The organism is Promicromonospora sp. NPDC059942 (genome assembly GCF_042731755.1).
Classification (GTDB): Bacteria; Actinomycetota; Actinomycetes; order Actinomycetales; family Cellulomonadaceae; genus Promicromonospora.
In genome coordinates, this window is sequence record NZ_JBHWLR010000001.1 from 523,367 (window position 1) to 539,641 (window position 16,275).

A 16,275-nucleotide genomic window follows, 5' to 3' on the forward strand; every position below is an offset into this window, starting at 1 on the left:
CCATCGGCAGCGCCCGGGACGTTTCGGTGATAGATACGTCCCTGAGGGGGTGAGATGACACGTGAGAAACCAACGACTGGTCGCGGCGATGAGCCAGGCCGGACTGAGCCAGGTCCGGCTCGCGGCCGCCGTCGGCGTCGACCCGAAGACCGTGGAACGCTGGGTGGCTCAGGGGCGCACGCCGCACCCGCGCCATCGCGTCGCGGTCTCCGAGGCGCTGGGCTGTGACGTCGCGGCGCTGTGGGGCGACGTCGACCGGGCGGAGGCCGCCGCGCAGGAGATCGTCGGCGTCTACCCGGCGCGGCGCGCGGTGCCGTCCGGGACCTGGCGGGCCTTCCTCGCCGGCGTGGAGCAGCGCTTCGAGCTGCACGCGTTCGCGGCGACGTTCCTGCCGGACCAGACCCTGGACCTGACCACCGAGATCGTCACCATGGCGGCGCGGGGCGTGCAGGTGCGCCTGCTGCTGGGCGACCCGGAGGGCAGCGCCGTCACCGTGCGCACCGCGGAGGAGGGCGGCACGGGCCTCGCCGGGCGCATCGCCCTCGTGCTGGCCTACCTGGCCCCCGCGCTCGGCACGCCGGGCGTCGAGGTGCGGCTGCACGACAGCACGCTGTACGCCACGACCTTCCGGTTCGACGACGACCTGCTGGTCAACACGCACGTGTGGGGCTCGCCCGCGGGCGCGAACCCGCTGCTGCACCTCAAGGACGGTCCCGAGGCGTCGATGGCGCCCGCCTACCAGGCGGGCTTCGAGCGGGTCTGGAACGCCGCGACGCCGTTGACGGTCTGGCCGCGGACGGAGGACCCGGACGAGGTGTCGTGATGACGCGGCTCGACTACTTCGACGACCCGGCCGCGCCGGCGGTGAACTCGGTGGTGCCCTCGGTCACGGTGGCCGTGCGCGACGACGGCGGGCGCCTGCTGCTCATCCACCGCACCGACAACGACCTCTGGGCGCTGCCGGGCGGCGGCATCGACCCGGGGGAGACCGTGCGGCAGGCCGGCGTCCGGGAGACCGAGGAGGAGACCGGCTACCGCGTGCGGATCACGGGCCTGGTGGGCATCTACACCGACCCGCGGCACGTGATCGTCTACTCGGACGGCGAGGTCCGCGCGCAGTTCTCCATCTGCATGCGCGCCACGGTCACCGGCGGCGCCGTCCGGACCTCGCACGAGTCCAGCGAGGTGGTGTGGCAGCCGGTGGACCGGCTCGGCGAGCTGGAGATCCACCCGTCGATGCGGCTGCGCATCGAACACGCGGTGGACCTGTCGCGCGCCGAGCCGTTCCTGACCTGAGCGGTTCGCCGGGCGGTCCCGCTCGGGCCGGACCTCAGCCGCGCCGGAGGCGCTCGTCGACGGCGGACACGAGCCGCCGCAGCTGCGGCTCCGCGCGGTGGATGCTGCGCGACACGAGGTGGCCCGGGGCGTAGCGGTCGTAGATGCAGGTCAGCCGCTCGTCGACGGTGACGGGCCGGCCCTGGGCCGAGGTGGTCATGTCGCAGTAGGTGAGCAGGTCCAGCAGGTCGCTGTCCGTCGGCACCGGGAACTCGCCCCGCAGGTGCGCGTCGAGGTGGCGCTCGCCGGCCTCGACCAGGGCCGACGTGTGGTGCGCGACGAGGCTCGTCAGCTCGTCCGGCGCGCCCAGGCGGCGCAGGTAGCGGGCGCCGTCGAGCTGGTGCAGCCCGGTGTCGCGGGCCGCGGCCGCGTAGCCGATGTCGTGCAGGTACGCCGCGGACACCAGCAGGTCGGACCGGCCCAGCACGCGGGCGACGTGCTCGGCCCGCCGGCCGACCCCGAGCGAGTGGGCCAGCCGGTCGGTGCTGGGCTCGAAGACCTCGGCCAGCAGTGCTCGCGCACCCGCGGGACCGAGGTCCCGCGGGGTGGTTCCATGCATCGGTTCACCGTAGGCCGGGGGGCCGTGGACGGCGCGGCGTGCGGCACGCCGCCCGGTGAAGAGGGCGGTCAGAGAAGGCGTGCTGGTCTGGATCATGGCTCCCCCTGCGTCGTCGTCAGAGCTGCTTACCTCAGAGCTGCTTACCTCAGAGCTCCGGGCGACCCTTCGTGATCCACTCGCGCACCAGCGCCGTTGCGCGCCGGTGCCCGGCCAGCGCGTCCTCGCGCGTGGCGTGCATCTCGGCGTACTGCTCCGTGCAGTCGAGGCGCTCGTCCTCGGAGAGCACGCCGTCCGGGTCGAGCCGTTCGACGAAGACCATCGTCTCGTAGATGAGCGGCGTGTGGTCGTCGTCGTCCTCAAGGGGCGCGGCGGTGTCGATCCCCGTCCACACGGTCGACACGTGGTAGATCCCGAGGTGGTCGCGGGCGATGTGCGCGGCCCCGGCGCCGAGCCGCAGCACCGACCACTGGTCCTGGGTGATCGGGTGACCGTCGAGGTCGTAGTACATGCGCTGCGAGAGCCGCTCGAAGAAATCGGGTCCGAACACGGTCTGTCTTCCCTTCGGTCGCTGCCGGGACTCGGCGGCCGAAACCGTCGATCGAGGGCCAGCATCGCGCAGGACGACGCGACGCGCGCGGCGGACGCGTGGTGGGTGCTTGGTGGTTGCTTGGTGGGTGCGCCCAGGGGGCCGCCCGCTTCCCGGTGGTTCGCGCGATCGGGGCGTTCTCCCAGCGCACGGGCCTGGCCGGGCCCTTGCGCCGGCGTGGACGTCGGCACGATCATGGCTGGTGCCGTTCGTCGGGCGGGTGAATCTTGGGGGCCGCGGTGGAGCAGGGACGTCGTTCGGTCTGGCAGCGCCTGGCGAGCGCGTTCGACACCACGGTGCGGTCCGTCGACCCGGAGTCGTCGGGCGGCTCACCCAGCGCGACAATGCGGAGGGTGCTCGTCGGGGTCCTGCTGATCGCTGTCACCGCGATCGTGGGGCTCGGCTGGGACTGGGCCACGGCTGAGATCATGGCGCGACGCGAGGCCGACATCCAGGCGGTGATCGAGAGCGAGCGTGCGACGGAGGCTGGTACGCCGACGCCGGACGACACGGCGGTCGCGGAACCGGACGACACGGCTGGGGCGGGCTCCGGGCCGGACGGCGCGGGGGACGAGCCGTCGGGGGAGGACGCGGCCGACGAGCCGGAGCCGTCCGATCCCGGCATCTGGTCGCTCGTCGAGCCGCTCGCGCCCCAGCCCCCGGGACCGGGCATCCTGCTGCTCGACGAGCTGGACGGCGGGTCGGCCGCGGCGTACCGGAGTGCGGACTACGACGAGGCCGCCTTCTCCGAGGAGCTGGAGCACCTCTGGTCGGCGGCCGTCCCGGTCCACGCGCCGTTCGGCCAGGACGTCGGGCTGTCGAACAGGTGGAACGTGACGCTCGGCAGCGACGGCCCGGCGGTGGCGGTCACCGGCCTGGCCCTGGCCGACCTGGACTGCGGCCCGGCCCGCGCGGCGGCAGCGTTCAACCTGCCGGAACAGGGCTCCGACGACCGTCTGCTGATCTCCTACTCGATGGAGAACCCGACCGTGGGGCGGCTCTACGAGTACACGGACGCCGGGGACCAGGCGCCCGGTTGGGGCGAGCCGTTCTTCGAGCAGAAGGTGGTCGAGGTCGGCGCGTCGGTGGACGCCGTGGGGTTCATGGTCGAGGTCGTCACCTCCGTCGAGGACTGCACGTGGTCCGCCTTCGAGCTCTCGTACTACGGTCCCGAGGGTGAGGGGACCTACCGGATCGAGGACGACGGCGGGGAACTGTTCGAGGCTCGTGGCGTCGCGGCGGACGCCGACACGTTCTTCGTCTACCCCGACGCCGACGGTCCGGACATCTATGCGGATCCGCTCTGGTGAAGCGGATCTAGGGCGATATCAGGTGATATGCCCGTTAGTTCCGTCGCGGATCACACTCGTCAGCGCGCGGAACGCCCCACGCCCGGGTGACGATGAACTAATGCTCAACCTGCGAAATCACCGGGTCCTGCTCTCCGCCGTCGGTGCGCTCGTCGTCGCCGGCGCCGGCAGCGGCATCGCCTGGTCCCAGGCCGAGCGCACCAGCGAGCCCGCTGACGTGCTGCTCGACGCCGTGGAGCACAGCGAGTCCACGATGCGTGACTACATCGACGAGGTCAGCGGACGGTTCGACGAGATCGAGGCCACGTCCGACGTCGACAAGAAGGAAGAGCTCGCCGCGGCGCTCATGACCGACGTGCCCGACCTCGCCGAGGAGGCCCGGTCCGGCGTCCTGTCCGCCAAGGAGGACGCCCAGGCGGTACCGCTGTCCGACGGCGGCAGGCTCGATGCGGCCCGGGACGCCTACGTGGCGCACATGGACGCCTGGATCGCGGAGTACGAGCGGGCGATTGTCACCCCGGCGAGCGTCGTCGAGATCGAGCCGCGCGTGAACCGCACGTTCGACAAGGCCGTCGCCGCGTTCGACAAGACCGACCTCGACGCCGGCCAGGAGGAGCGGGCCGAGGAGCTGCTCGCGGACTGACCGTCCCGGCCGGCCTCGGCCCGCGTGCTCAGCCGCGCCAGCTCATCGGGGACTGCGTGAGCGCGGCGTCCGCCACCCGCTTCGCGGCATCGGTGACGAGCGCCGCGTAGGACGAGTCGATCCACTCCTGCACGCCGTCCTGGCCGCCGTGCCGGTACTCCACGGCCTGGACGAGGCACTCCAGCTTGTCCGCGTCGCGGGCGCACCGGGCCTCCGGTGTCTCCTGCGCCTCGAACTCGGTGACCGCGCCCAGAACGGTGGCCGCGGCGGCGTCCGGCAGCGGGGCGACCTGGTCCCGGGTGACCGCGACGTTGTCCGGCTTGGTGAGGTACGGCCGGGCCGTGTGCGGCAGGTCCGTGATGCGGGTCTCCTGCGAGTCGTGCCACAGTGCGAGGTAGGCGGCGCGCGCCGGATCGGCGCCCTCCTCGGCCGCCAGCAGGGCGGCGAGCTGCGCGACGCGCAGGCTGTGCTCGGCCACGGACTCCGGGTCGCGCACCCCGACCTGCCACCAGCCTGAGCGGCGCAGGCGCTTGAGCACGCCCATCTCGAAGGTGAAGGCGGCGATGCCGGAGGCGGCGGTGTGCGTCATGGCGCTATCGTCCGGCATCCGGTGGTTCGCGGCCGACCCGGGCCCGGCCGGCACCCGCCCGGCCGGCACCCGCCTGGGCGTTCCTCGCCCGTTACCGGCCGTTCCATCTCGGCACCTAGCATGTGTCGGTGCCCCGCGAATCGTCTGCCCTGCCCGCCGCCGTCCTGTTCGACATGGACGGCACCCTCGTCGACTCCGAGGCCTACTGGATGCGCGCCGAGCACGAGATCGTCGTCGCGCACGGGGCCACGTGGACGCACGAGGACGCGCTCGGCGCCGTCGGCCAGGCGCTGCTCACCACGGGCGGCATGCTGCACGACGCCGGCGTCCCGCTGGAGCCGGCCGAGATCGTGGCCTGGCTCGTGGCCCGCGTCAACGAGCAGCTGCGCGAGGCCGTGCCGTGGCGCGCGGGCGTCCTGGAGCTGCTGGAGGACCTGCGCGCCGCCGACGTGCCGTGCGCCATCGTGACCATGTCCTACCGCAGCCAGGCCCAGGTCGTGGCCGACGGCGCCCCCGCGGGCACCTTCGCCCACCTGGTCACGGGCGACGAGGTGACGCACGGCAAGCCGCACCCCGAGCCGTACCTGGTGGCTGCCGGCCTGTTCGGCGTGCGGGCCGAGGACTGCGTGGCGATCGAGGACTCCGGCCCCGGCATCACCTCCGCGCTCGCGTCGGGTGCCCGCACCCTCGGCGTGCCCGCCGAGGTGCCGGTGCCGCCGCGTCCAGGGCTGAGCCGGGCCGCGTCCCTCAAGCAGGTCGACCTCGACCTGCTCGGCCGGATCGCGTCGGGCGAGGTCGTCGACCTGCTCGGCGCCGGGGACCTGCCCGGCTGAGCGGGCCCACCCGGGCTCAGCTGGGCTCACCCGAGCTGAACCGGGCAGGCCCTGGCCGACCCGGCGGGCCGTGCGTCAGCCCGTGATGCCGAGCCGCAGCGCGACGGCGCCCTCCGGGATCTCCGGCGGCGTGCCCCCGAACTCGGGGCACATCGCCTGGTGGGCGCACCAGCCGCACAGCTTGGACCGGCGGGGCTTCCACTCGCCCGTGCGGGCGGACTCCTCGATGCCCGACCAGATCGCGCGGATCTTCTGCTCCGTGTGCTCCAGGTGCTCGGTCGTCGGCTCGCCACGCAGCACCTGGCCGTCGCCCAGGTACACGAGCTGCAGCATCTTGGGCAGCACCCCGCGCTCGCGCCACAGCACCAGCCCGTAGAAGCGCATCTGGAACACCGCCGACGTCTCGTAGCCGGGCCGCGGCGACTTCCCCGTCTTGTAGTCGACCACGCGCAGCGCGCCGTCGGGCGCCACGTCCAGCCGGTCCACGATGCCGCGCAGCAGCGGCCCGCCGTCGAGCTGCGACTCCACCAGGAGCTCCCGCTCGGCCGGTTCCAGCCGGTTCGGGTTCTCCAGCGTGAAGTACGTGCCCAGCAGGGAGCCCGCCCCGGCGAGCCAGCCCGCGCGGTCCTGGCCGTCCGGGCCGACCCCGTCGGTGAACAGCGTCGTGTACCGGTCGTCGGCCTCCAGCAGCCGGTCCCACTCGCCGGGCAGCAGGTCGTGCGCCGCGGCCAGGGTCCGCTCGCCCAGCGGGGCGTCGTACAGCCGCTCCAGCACCGCGTGCACGAGCGTGCCGCGCGCGGCGGCGGCCGACGGCGGCTCCGGCAGCCGGTCCACCGTGCGGAACCGGAACAGCAGCGGGCACTGCATGAAGTCGTTGGCGCGCGACGGGGACAGGGCCGGCGGTCGCGAGGGCGCGCGCACGGCCGGCGCGGCGTCGGCCGCCTCCGTCGCCGCGTCCTGCTCCAGCCCCTGGGTCAGCTCCGTCGTCGTCATGGCCCCAACCCTAGGGGCGGGCACTGACATCCCCCGGTAGTTGTCCACAGCGTGCCGTCACCCGCGTGCCGGGCGGCCGGTTAGGTTTGACCAGTGACCACCTCGGAGCCCGCCTCCACGCCCGCACCCGACCCGCAGCGCTCGAAGGGGATCGTGATCGGCCGCGTCGCCGGCGCGCCCGTGATCATCACGCGCTCCTGGTTCCTCGCGGCCCTCGTCCTGACCATCCTGTTCGTGCCGAACGTGCAGCTGCGTGCGCCGCACCTCGGGGCGGGCGCCTACCTCGTCGCGTTCGTGTTCGTGCTGCTCCTGTTCGGCTCGGTGTTCCTGCACGAGGCCGCGCACGCCCTGGTCGCCCGGGCGCGCGGCCAGAACGTGACCGAGCTGGCGATCACGATCTGGGGCGGGCACACCGCGTACACCGGCGGCCTCGGCAAGCCGCTCGACGGCTTCCTGGTGGCCGTCGTGGGGCCCCTGACCAACCTGGTCCTCGCCGCCGGCTTCTGGGTCGCCTTCCAGGCGTCGTCGGTGCAGGACGTGCCCACGCTCCTGCTGTTCGCGGGCGCGGTCTCCAACGCCTTCGTCGGCGTGTTCAACCTGCTCCCGGGCCTGCCGCTGGACGGCGGCCAGATCCTCGAGTCGCTGGTCTGGGCCGTCACGGGCAAGCGCTCGACGGGCACGATCGCGGCCGGCTGGGTGGGGCGCGTCGTCGCCGTCGGCGTGCTGCTGTGGGCCCTGGTGGTGCCGTTCGCGCAGGGCACCACGCCCAACCTCACCACTGTGCTCTGGTCGGCGCTGATCGGCGCGTTCCTCTGGGCGGGCGCCGGTGCGGCGATCACCAACGGCCGCCGGCGCGAGGCCGTCGCGGCGCTGTCCGCGAGCGGGCTCGCGGTCCCCGCGCTCTCGGTCTCGCTCGGCTCCACGCTCGCCGAGGCGCTGTCCGCCCGGACGGCGGCGGCCGCCGCGGGCGTCCCGGGGGCGGAGTCGTACCGCCTGGTCGTCGTGGGGCACGGCGGCCTCCCGGTCGCGGTGCTCGACGACGACGCCGTCGCCGCGGTGCCGGCCGCCGCCCGGTCCGTGACCCAGGTGGACGCCGTGGCGGTCCCGTTCGTGCAGGGCAGCGCCGTCCACCCCGCGACGTCGGGGACGGACCTGCTCAACCACCTGGCCACGCGGTCGGGCGGCGCCCGGCTGGTCCCGGTGGTCGACGGGGACCGGGTCACGGGCGTGCTCGACCTCGCCGACGTCGCCCGGGCAGTCCGGGGCACCTAGACTGGTCGGTCGTGACCACACCCACCGATGCCCCGACCGCCACCGGCGCCGAGCTGCGCCGCGGCCCGTTCCGCGTGGGCGACAAGGTCCAGCTGACCGACCCCAAGGGCCGCCTGCACACCATCACCCTGCAGCCGGGCGGCACCTTCCACACGCACAGGGGCTACTTCAAGCACGAGCAGATCATCGGGCAGCCGGAGGGCTCGGTGGTCGTGAACACGGCCGAGGTCGAGTACCTCGCGCTGCGCCCGCTGCTGGCCGACTACGTGCTGTCGATGCCGCGCGGCGCCGCCGTCGTCTACCCGAAGGACGCCGGGCAGATCATCGCCATGGCCGACATCTACCCGGGTGCCCGGGTGGTCGAGGCCGGCGTCGGGTCCGGTGCGCTGACGATGTCCCTGCTGCGCGCCGTCGGCGACGCCGGGAACGTGCACTCGATCGAGCGGCGCGAGGACTTCGCCGCGATCGCCCAGGGCAACGTCGAGACCTTCTTCGGCGGCCCGCACCCCGCGTGGAACCTGTCCGTGGGCGACCTCGCCGACGTGCTGCCCGAGGTGGCCGAGCCCGGCACCGTCGACCGCGTGGTCCTGGACATGCTCGCGCCGTGGGAGAACGTCGACGCCGTCGCGACCGCGCTCGCGCCCGGCGGGGTCCTTGTCTGCTATGTGGCCACCACGACCCAGCTTTCGCGCACAGCAGAAGATCTCCGTTCCGACGGCCGGTTCGGCGAGCCGGCAGCCTTCGAGACCATGGTCCGGGGGTGGCACCTCGAGGGCCTCGCGGTCCGTCCCGAGCACCGGATGATCGGGCACACCGGCTTCCTCATCACGGCCCGCCGGCTGGCCGACGGGGTGGTCGCGCCCCTGCGGAAACGGCGTCCTGCCAAGGGTGCGTACCCCGTGACGGCCGAGGCCGAGTGGTCGCCCGAGGAGCTGGGGGAGCGGGCCATATCGGACAAGAAGGTCCGAAAGGTCCGACGTGACCTAGGAGTTGCGCCCGAGGCGGGGAACACCCCGTCTGCGTGAACGGCCTGTAACGATCGGGTACCCCGGACGTCTCAAACGGGTGTTCTTACTCCCGGTGTGTCAGTGACTGTGCTTAGAGTGCTGTTCTCGGAGGCGATTGCGTCATATGGTCGCCTCTCGGGCACTACGAGAGGGGATGTCATGACCGAGAACACGTCAGGATACAACCATCCCGAGCACGAGCCTTTGCCAAGCCGCGACTACGAGCGCCAGATTGCCCTCCTCTCAGCAAAGAACGAGCGCCTCGCGGAGGCACTCCGTGCGGCGCGTGATCAGATCGTCGAGCTGAAGAAACAGCTCGACGACCTGGCCAAGCCGCCGGGCACCTACGCCGTGTTCCTGGGGGCTCATGCCGACGGCTCGGTGGACATCTCCTCCGCCGGCCGCAAGATGCATGTCTCCGCGAGCCCCAGCCTGGACGTGACCCGGCTGAGTCCCGGCCAGGAGGTCAAGCTCAACGAGGCCATGACCGTCGTCGGCGCGGGCGACTACGAGCGCACCGGCGAGCTGGTGACCGTCAAGGAGATGCTGGGCGGCGACCGCGTGCTCGTGGTGGGCCGGGCGGACGAGGAGCGCGTGGTGCGCCTCGCCGGCTCGGTGATGGACGTCCCGCTCCGGGTCGGTGACTCGCTCACGGTCGACACGCGCAGCGGCTTCGTGTTCGAGATCGTGCCCAAGTCCGAGGTCGAGGAGCTGGTCCTCGAAGAGGTCCCGGACATCGAGTACGAGGACATCGGCGGCCTCGGGCCGCAGATCGAGGCCATCCGGGACGCGGTGGAGCTGCCGTTCGCGCACCCCGACCTGTTCCGGGAGCACGGGCTGCGTCCGCCCAAGGGTGTGCTCCTGTACGGCCCGCCCGGCTGCGGCAAGACGCTCATCGCCAAGGCCGTGGCCCACTCCCTGGCCGGGATGGTGGCGCGCGCCAACGGGGGCAACCCTGAGGTGAAGAGCTTCTTCCTGAACGTCAAGGGTCCGGAGCTGCTCAACAAGTACGTCGGCGAGACCGAGCGGCACATCCGGCTGATCTTCGCCCGGGCGCGGGAGAAGGCCAGCCAGGGCATGCCGGTCGTCGTCTTCTTCGACGAGATGGAGTCGCTGTTCCGCACCCGCGGCACCGGCCTCTCCTCCGACGTGGAGACCACCATCGTGCCGCAGCTCCTCGCCGAGATCGACGGCGTGGAGCGGCTCGACAACGTCATCGTCATCGGCGCCTCCAACCGTGAGGACATGATCGACCCGGCCATCCTGCGCCCGGGGCGCCTCGACGTGAAGATCAAGATCGAGCGGCCCGACGCCGAGGGTGCCAAGGAGGTCTTCGGCAAGTACCTCACCAAGGAGCTGCCGATCCACGCGGACGACCTGGCCGAGTACGGCGGCAACGTCTCCGAGGCGCTGGACGGCATGATCACCTCGGTCGTGGAGCGCATGTACTCCGAGGACGAGGAGAACCAGTTCCTGGAGGTCACCTACGCCTCCGGCGACAAGGAGACCCTGTTCTTCAAGGACTTCAACTCGGGCGCCATGATCCAGAACGTGGTGGACCGGGCCAAGAAGAACGCGATCAAGGACTTCCTGGCCTCCGGTCAGAAGGGCATCCGCGTGGAGCACCTGCTGACCGCGTGCGTCGACGAGTTCAAGGAGAACGAGGACCTCCCGAACACGACCAACCCCGACGACTGGGCGCGCATCAGCGGCAAGAAGGGCGAGCGCATCGTCTTCATCCGCACCATCGTCCAGAAGAAGGGCGAGGGCGCCACGCCCCGCACCATCGACACCGTCCAGAACACCGGCCAGTACCTCTGACCACAACCGGGCAGGTCCGCGTCCGTCGACCGGGCGCGGACCTGCCCGACCATCGGGACTACTCCGGCATAGGGTGGTGGACGTGAGCGTGCGTCGTGTGATGGGCATCGAGACCGAGTACGGAGTGCTGCAGCCTGGCCGGCCCCTGGCCAACCCCATGCTGCTGTCGAGCCAGGTGGTGACCACCTACCGGGCCATCTCCACCCGCGCCGAGGGTTCGGGTGGCAAGGCCCGCTGGGACTACGACGACGAGGACCCGCTGCAGGACGCGCGCGGGTTCCACCTCGACCGCGCCTCGGCGCAGCCGTCGATGCTGACCGACGATCCCGCGCGGCCCGCGCCGTCCGGACCCGTCACGGGCCAGGTGCCCGTCGTGGAGCCCGGCCTGCCGGGCCGTGGCCGGCGCCGGGCGGGCTCGACCCAGGAGGTCGAGCGGCCGGCCGCCGACGAGTACGACGACCCGAGCGCCGCCAACGTGATCCTCACGAACGGCGCGCGGCTCTACGTGGACCACGCCCACCCCGAGTACTCCTCGCCCGAGGTCATGACGCCCGAGGACATCGTGCGCTGGGACGTCGCCGGCGAGCGGGTCATGCTCGCCGCCCTGCGGGAGCTCGCCGGCTTCCCCGGGAGCGAGGTGGTGCTCTACAAGAACAACGTGGACGGCAAGGGCGCCAGCTACGGCACCCACGAGAACTACCTCGTGGACCGCGCGCTGCCGTTCACCACGCTGGCCGAGCTCATCACCTCGTTCCTCGTCACGCGCCAGGTGTTCACCGGCTCCGGCCGGGTGGGCCTGGGCGCCACGAGCGGTACGGCCGGCTTCCAGATCTCGCAGCGCGCCGACTACATCGAGGCCGAGATCGGCCTGGAGACGACGCTGCGCCGCCCGATCGTCAACACGCGCGACGAGCCGCACGCCGACCGGCAGCGGTGGCGCCGCCTGCACCTGATCCTCGGGGACGCCAACCTGATGGAGGTGCCCACCTACCTCAAGACCGGCACGACGTCGCTGGTCCTGTGGGTGCTGGAGCACCTGGACGAGCTGGCGGACGCCGGGGTGGACGCGCGCGGCGAGCTGGGCGCCCTGCGGCTGGCGTCGCCCGTGAGCGACGTGCAGAAGGTCTCGCGCGACCTCGACCTGACCGCCGCGCTCGAGCTCACGGACGGCCGCACCATGACGGCCCTGCAGATCCAGGGCGAGGTGGTCGACGTCGTCCGGCGCTCGCTCAAGGTGCTCGGCACGGACCCGGAGTCGGACGCGGTGCTCGACCGCTGGGCGTCCCTGGTCGAGCGGCTGGGCACCGACCTGGCCGGGTGCGCGCGCGAGGTGGAGTGGGTCGCCAAGCTGCGGCTGCTGGAGCGCCTGCGCTCGCGCGACAACCTGGAGTGGGACCACCCGCGGCTGCACGCGATGGACCTGCAGTGGTCGGACGTGCGCCCCGAGCGCGGCATCTACCACCGGCTGCTCGCCAAGGGCGCGGTGGACCGGATCGTCGACGAGGAGAGCGTGGCGCGCGCGGTGCAGCACCCGCCGACGGACACCCGTGCCTACTTCCGGGGCGAGGTGATGGCGCGCTACGGCAGCCAGATCTCCGCCGCGAGCTGGGACTCGGTGATCTTCGACGTCGACGGCGCGCAGGCGCTGCAGCGGGTGCCGATGCTCGACCCGACCCGCGGGACGCGGCGCCACATCGGCGCGCTGCTGGACGCGAGCCCGGACGCGGCGGCGTTGCTCGCCGGACTCTCCGGGCGAAGATGACCCTTCGTGTCGGTGTCACCGCCTAGGGTCAGTCTCTAGGGTCAACACCAAGCCTCAGGGCCTAGGCTTCAAGACCAGCACTACGTCAGAGAATCACCAGGAGGCGATCATGGCCGGTCAGGAAAGAATCAACCCGTCACACGAGGACCGCACTCCCGACGACGACGCCGAGACGCCGGCGCCCGCCGCTGCGGCAGCGCAGAAGGACGACGACGAGGTCGACGCCCTGCTCGAGGAGATCGACGAGGTGCTGGAGACCAACGCCGAGTCGTTCGTGCGTGGATTCGTCCAGAAGGGTGGGCAGTGAACCTGAACGCAGACCGCACCGCAGGACGACTCCCGGACGCCTTCCTGCGTCCGGGATCGTCGTCCTTCGTGGACTTCCTGGCCGAGCACGCCCCCGACCGCCTGCCCGGGAACCGGACCCTGCCCGCGGGCATGACCGACCCGGCGACCCTGTCCCCGCACGCCACCACGATCGTGGCGCTGACCTTCGACGGCGGCGTCCTGCTGGCGGGTGACCGGCGCGCCACGGCCGGCCCGATGATCGCCAGCCGCACCATCGAGAAGGTGTTCCCGGCCGACGAGTACTCGGCGGTCGGCATCGCCGGCTCGGCGGGCATCGGGCTGGAGCTGGTCCGGCTGTTCCAGCTCGAGCTGGAGCACTACGAGAAGATCGAGGGCTCGCTGCTGTCGCTCACGGGCAAGGCGAACCGCCTGGCCACGATGCTGCGCGGCAACCTGCCCATGGCGATGCAGGGGCTGGCGGTCGTGCCCCTGTTCGCGGGCTACGACCTGGACAAGGACACGGGCCGGATCTTCAGCTACGACGCCACCGGCGGCCGGTACGAGGAGCACGAGCACCACGGCGTGGGCTCCGGCTCGCTCTTCGCGCGCGGTGCGCTGAAGAAGCTGTGGCGCCGGGGCCTGGACGCGGACGCCGCGGTCCAGGTCGCCGTCGAGGCGCTGTACGACGCGGCCGACGACGACTCGGCGACCGGCGGGCCGGACACGGTGCGCGGCATCTTCCCGGTCGTCGCCACCGTGACCGTGGACGGCTACCAGCGCATCGAGGACGCGGAGATCTCCCGCGTGGCCGAGCAGATCGTGGCGCAGCGCCGCGAGAGGGGGTCGATCGCATGAACATGCCGTTCTACGTCTCGCCCGAGCAGCTGATGAAGGACCGGGCGGACTTCGCCCGGAAGGGCATCGCCCGCGGCCGGTCCGTGGTCGTGCTCGCGTACGAGGGCGGGATCGCCTTCGCCACGGAGAACCCCTCGCGGGCGCTGCACAAGATCTCGGAGATCTACGACCGCATCGCGTTCGCGGCCGTGGGCAAGTACAACGAGTTCGAGAACCTGCGGGTCGCCGGCGTGCGGTACGCCGACATGCGCGGGTACTCCTACGACCGTTCCGACGTGACGGCGCGCGGCCTCGCGAACGCGTACGCGCAGACGCTCGGCACGGTCTTCATCACCGAGTCCAAGCCGCTCGAGGTGGAGATCGTCGTCGCCGAGGTGGGCGCCCAGGCCGCGGACGACCAGATCTACCGGCTGACCTACGACGGCACCGTGGCCGACGAGCACGGCTTCGTCGTCATGGGCGGGCAGGCCGAGCAGCTGGGCCGGCGGGTCAAGGAGGGCTGGCGCGCCGACCTCTCGCTGGGGGAGGCGCTGCGGCTCGCCGTGGCGGCGCTCGGCTCGGGCGACGGTTCGACGCCGCGCACGATCGAGGCGGCCCAGCTCGAGGTGGCGGTCCTGGAGCGGGACCGCCCGCGCCGGGCCTTCCGCCGGCTGAACCGGCAGGTCCTGGCCGACCTGCTGGCCGAGGGCGCGTCGACGCCGTCGGGCGAGGCTCCCGCCGACGACCTCCCGCCGGCCGGCGACGTCGCGGTCGGGGCGGCGACGCCGGGCCTGGGCACGCCGGACACGGTCCCGCCGGAGACACCCGCCGAACAGCCGGCCGACGAGCCCGCCGAGGACTCCCCGACCCAGGAGAAGCCGGACGAGGGGCCGGACGCCTCCGGCACCACACCCGGCGCCGACAGATAGCACCAGGTTCCGCGAACAGGGAGGGGAATCCATGGACCGCAGGATCTTCGGTCTCGAGACCGAGTACGGGGTCACCTGTGCGGCCGACGACGGGCGTGGCCTGTCGGCTGACGAGGTCGCCCGCTACCTGTTCCGGAAGGTGGTGGCGTGGGGCCGTTCCTCCAACGTCTTCCTGAGGAACGGCTCCCGCCTCTACCTCGACGTCGGCTCGCACCCGGAGTACGCGACGGCGGAGTGCGACGACGTGCGCCAGCTCGTCTCGTACGACCGGGGCGGCGAACGCATCCTGGAGGGCCTCGTGGCCGACGCGCAGCAGCGTCTGGAGCACGAGGACCTGCCAGGACGCATCCACCTGTTCAAGAACAACACCGACTCGGCGGGCAACTCCTACGGGTGCCACGAGAACTACCTGGTGCGGCGGTCGGGCGACTTCTCGCGCCTGTCCGACGTGCTCGTGCCGTTCCTCATCACCCGCCAGATCCTGGTCGGGGCGGGCAAGGTGCTCTCGACGCCGCGCGGCGCCGTGTTCTGCCTCTCGCAGCGCGCCGACCACATCTGGGAGGCCGTCTCCAGCGCCACGACCCGGTCGCGGCCGATCATCAACACGCGGGACGAGCCGCACGCGGACGCCGAGCTGTACCGCAGGCTGCACGTCATCGTGGGCGACTCGTCGATGGCGGAGCCCACCACGATGCTCAAGGTGGGCAGCACCGACCTGGTGCTGCGCCTGGTCGAGGCGGGCGTCCCCATGCGTGACCTCACGCTGGAGAACCCGATCCGGGCCATCCGGGAGATCAGCCACGACCGCACCGGCAAGCACGCGGTCACGCTGGCCAACGGCCGGACCATGACGGCGATCGAGATCCAGTCGGAGTACTACGAGCGGGCCCGTGAGCTGGTGGAGGCCAACCTCGAGGTCACCCCGGTGGTCAAGCAGGTGCTCGACCTGTGGGAGCGCGGGCTGCGCGCGCTGCAGGCGGAGAACCTGTCGCTCGTGGACCGGGAGCTGGACTGGGTCATCAAGCTCAAGCTGATCCGGCGCTACCAGGAGAAGCACGACCTCGGGCTCGACGACCCGCGCATCGCCCGGCTGGACCTGGCCTACCACGACATCTCGCGCACCGAGGGCCTGTACAACCTGCTCGCGGCGCGCGGCATGGTCGAGCGGGTCACCACCGACCTGGAGGTCTTCGAGTCGACGGCGCTGCCGCCGCAGACCACCCGGGCCAAGCTGCGCGGCGACTTCGTGCGCGCGGCACAGGAGGCACGGCGCGACTACACGGTCGACTGGGTGCACCTCAAGCTGAACGACCAGGCGCAGCGCACCGTGCTGTGCAAGGACCCGTTCAAGAGCGTGGACGACCGCGTGGAGCGGCTCATCGAGAGCATGTGACGTCCCCGGGTCCGGCCCGGGACCGGCCGACCGGCCGGTCCCGGGGCGGAGCCGTTCCCGGACCGACTCCTTCCCGGGCCTGTCTCTTCTCCCCACCTCCCCACCCCCAAAAACACCTTCT

General features: G+C 72.1%; 16 protein-coding genes and 1 pseudogene. 13 read left to right on the forward strand and 4 right to left on the reverse strand.

From position 1 onward, the window contains the following. Window positions 1-61: 61 nt before the first annotated feature. Both ACFV9Q_RS02295 and ACFV9Q_RS02300 read left to right on the forward strand, forming a co-directional pair. Complete coding sequence (locus ACFV9Q_RS02295) at window positions 62-823, forward strand: helix-turn-helix domain-containing protein (protein ID WP_377232958.1); 762 nt, start codon at window positions 62-64, stop codon at window positions 821-823. Further along, complete coding sequence (locus tag ACFV9Q_RS02300; protein ID WP_377232959.1) at window positions 823-1,296, forward strand: NUDIX hydrolase; 474 nt, start codon at window positions 823-825, stop codon at window positions 1,294-1,296. Before ACFV9Q_RS02295 ends, ACFV9Q_RS02300 begins: the two co-directional genes overlap by 1 nt. Before the next feature lie 34 nt (window positions 1,297-1,330). On the opposite strand, the gene ACFV9Q_RS02305 is transcribed toward ACFV9Q_RS02300, so the two are convergent. Both ACFV9Q_RS02305 and ACFV9Q_RS02310 read right to left on the reverse strand, forming a co-directional pair. Beyond that, entirely contained in the window at window positions 1,331-1,894 is a 564-nt protein-coding gene (locus ACFV9Q_RS02305) for an HD domain-containing protein (RefSeq protein ID WP_377232960.1), read from the reverse strand. 145 nt (window positions 1,895-2,039) lie between these two features. Then, window positions 2,040-2,441 carry a hypothetical protein gene (locus ACFV9Q_RS02310; RefSeq protein WP_377232961.1) on the reverse strand — a complete coding sequence of 134 codons (402 nt, stop codon included), beginning with the start codon at window positions 2,439-2,441 and terminating at the stop codon, window positions 2,040-2,042. A 278-nt stretch (window positions 2,442-2,719) separates the two neighbouring features. Between ACFV9Q_RS02310 and ACFV9Q_RS02315 the strand changes: the two genes are divergently transcribed. Both ACFV9Q_RS02315 and ACFV9Q_RS02320 read left to right on the forward strand, forming a co-directional pair. Beyond that, window positions 2,720-3,790 (forward strand): hypothetical protein, encoded by a 1,071-nt coding sequence (locus ACFV9Q_RS02315; protein ID WP_377232962.1) that lies wholly within the window; start codon window positions 2,720-2,722, stop codon window positions 3,788-3,790. Window positions 3,791-3,890: 100 nt separating this feature from the next. Then, on the forward strand, window positions 3,891-4,433 hold the full coding sequence (locus ACFV9Q_RS02320; RefSeq protein ID WP_377229026.1) for a hypothetical protein: 543 nt from the start codon (window positions 3,891-3,893) through the stop codon (window positions 4,431-4,433). 28 nt (window positions 4,434-4,461) lie between these two features. On the opposite strand, the gene ACFV9Q_RS02325 is transcribed toward ACFV9Q_RS02320, so the two are convergent. Further along, window positions 4,462-5,022, reverse strand: a complete 561-nt coding sequence (locus ACFV9Q_RS02325) for an HD family hydrolase (protein WP_377232963.1) — start codon at window positions 5,020-5,022, stop codon at window positions 4,462-4,464. A 128-nt stretch (window positions 5,023-5,150) separates the two neighbouring features. Between ACFV9Q_RS02325 and ACFV9Q_RS02330 the strand changes: the two genes are divergently transcribed. After that, window positions 5,151-5,855, forward strand: a complete 705-nt coding sequence (locus ACFV9Q_RS02330) for an HAD family hydrolase (RefSeq protein WP_377232964.1) — start codon at window positions 5,151-5,153, stop codon at window positions 5,853-5,855. Window positions 5,856-5,930: 75 nt separating this feature from the next. On the opposite strand, the gene ACFV9Q_RS02335 is transcribed toward ACFV9Q_RS02330, so the two are convergent. Beyond that, window positions 5,931-6,848: a RecB family exonuclease gene (locus tag ACFV9Q_RS02335; protein ID WP_377232965.1), complete on the reverse strand. Its 918-nt coding sequence runs from the start codon at window positions 6,846-6,848 to the stop codon at window positions 5,931-5,933. Between the two features lie 93 nt (window positions 6,849-6,941). Here ACFV9Q_RS02335 and ACFV9Q_RS02340 point away from each other — a divergent pair, with 93 nt between their 5' ends. The 8 genes and pseudogenes from ACFV9Q_RS02340 (at window position 6,942) to pafA (ending at window position 16,154) form a co-directional block, all read left to right on the forward strand. Next, on the forward strand, window positions 6,942-8,120 hold the full coding sequence (locus tag ACFV9Q_RS02340) for a site-2 protease family protein (RefSeq protein WP_377232966.1): 1,179 nt from the start codon (window positions 6,942-6,944) through the stop codon (window positions 8,118-8,120). Window positions 8,121-8,131: 11 nt separating this feature from the next. Continuing rightward, window positions 8,132-9,145, forward strand: a complete 1,014-nt coding sequence (locus ACFV9Q_RS02345) for a tRNA (adenine-N1)-methyltransferase (RefSeq protein ID WP_377232967.1) — start codon at window positions 8,132-8,134, stop codon at window positions 9,143-9,145. Between the two features lie 141 nt (window positions 9,146-9,286). Continuing rightward, entirely contained in the window at window positions 9,287-10,948 is a 1,662-nt protein-coding gene (gene arc / locus ACFV9Q_RS02350; RefSeq protein ID WP_377229032.1) for a proteasome ATPase, read from the forward strand. A gap of 100 nt (window positions 10,949-11,048) precedes the next feature. Continuing rightward, window positions 11,049-12,710 (forward strand): depupylase/deamidase Dop, encoded by a 1,662-nt coding sequence (dop, locus tag ACFV9Q_RS02355; protein WP_377229036.1) that lies wholly within the window; start codon window positions 11,049-11,051, stop codon window positions 12,708-12,710. A gap of 109 nt (window positions 12,711-12,819) precedes the next feature. Then, window positions 12,820-13,017 carry a ubiquitin-like protein Pup gene (locus tag ACFV9Q_RS02360; RefSeq protein WP_121383395.1) on the forward strand — a complete coding sequence of 66 codons (198 nt, stop codon included), beginning with the start codon at window positions 12,820-12,822 and terminating at the stop codon, window positions 13,015-13,017. Beyond that, on the forward strand, window positions 13,014-13,853 hold the full coding sequence (prcB, locus tag ACFV9Q_RS02365) for a proteasome subunit beta (protein ID WP_377229034.1): 840 nt from the start codon (window positions 13,014-13,016) through the stop codon (window positions 13,851-13,853). The genes ACFV9Q_RS02360 and prcB overlap by 4 nt, the downstream gene beginning before the upstream one ends. Continuing rightward, window positions 13,850-14,563 (forward strand): annotated as a pseudogene (prcA, locus tag ACFV9Q_RS02370) (proteasome subunit alpha); the annotation flags it as partial. The gene prcB and the pseudogene prcA, both read left to right, overlap by 4 nt. 229 nt (window positions 14,564-14,792) lie before the next feature. Next, a complete protein-coding gene (gene pafA, locus ACFV9Q_RS02375) occupies window positions 14,793-16,154 on the forward strand; it encodes a Pup--protein ligase (protein WP_182616863.1) in 1,362 nt (453 codons plus the stop codon). The last annotated feature ends 121 nt before the right edge of the window (window positions 16,155-16,275 follow it).

Excerpts from the sequence above, each read along its gene's own strand:
- dop (WP_377229036.1), top strand. The coding sequence starts at position 11,049 with ATGGGCATCGAGACCGAGTACGGAGTGCTGCAGCCTGGCCGGCCCCTG.
- arc (WP_377229032.1), top strand. The coding sequence starts at position 9,287 with ATGACCGAGAACACGTCAGGATACAACCATCCCGAGCACGAGCCTTTG.
- ACFV9Q_RS02360 (WP_121383395.1), top strand. The coding sequence starts at position 12,820 with ATGGCCGGTCAGGAAAGAATCAACCCGTCACACGAGGACCGCACTCCC.
- ACFV9Q_RS02325 (WP_377232963.1), bottom strand. The coding sequence starts at position 5,022 with ATGACGCACACCGCCGCCTCCGGCATCGCCGCCTTCACCTTCGAGATG.
- ACFV9Q_RS02300 (WP_377232959.1), top strand. The coding sequence starts at position 823 with ATGACGCGGCTCGACTACTTCGACGACCCGGCCGCGCCGGCGGTGAAC.
- ACFV9Q_RS02320 (WP_377229026.1), top strand. The coding sequence starts at position 3,891 with ATGCTCAACCTGCGAAATCACCGGGTCCTGCTCTCCGCCGTCGGTGCG.
- pafA (WP_182616863.1), top strand. The coding sequence starts at position 14,793 with ATGGACCGCAGGATCTTCGGTCTCGAGACCGAGTACGGGGTCACCTGT.
- ACFV9Q_RS02335 (WP_377232965.1), bottom strand. The coding sequence starts at position 6,848 with ATGACGACGACGGAGCTGACCCAGGGGCTGGAGCAGGACGCGGCGACG.
- ACFV9Q_RS02305 (WP_377232960.1), bottom strand. The coding sequence starts at position 1,894 with ATGCATGGAACCACCCCGCGGGACCTCGGTCCCGCGGGTGCGCGAGCA.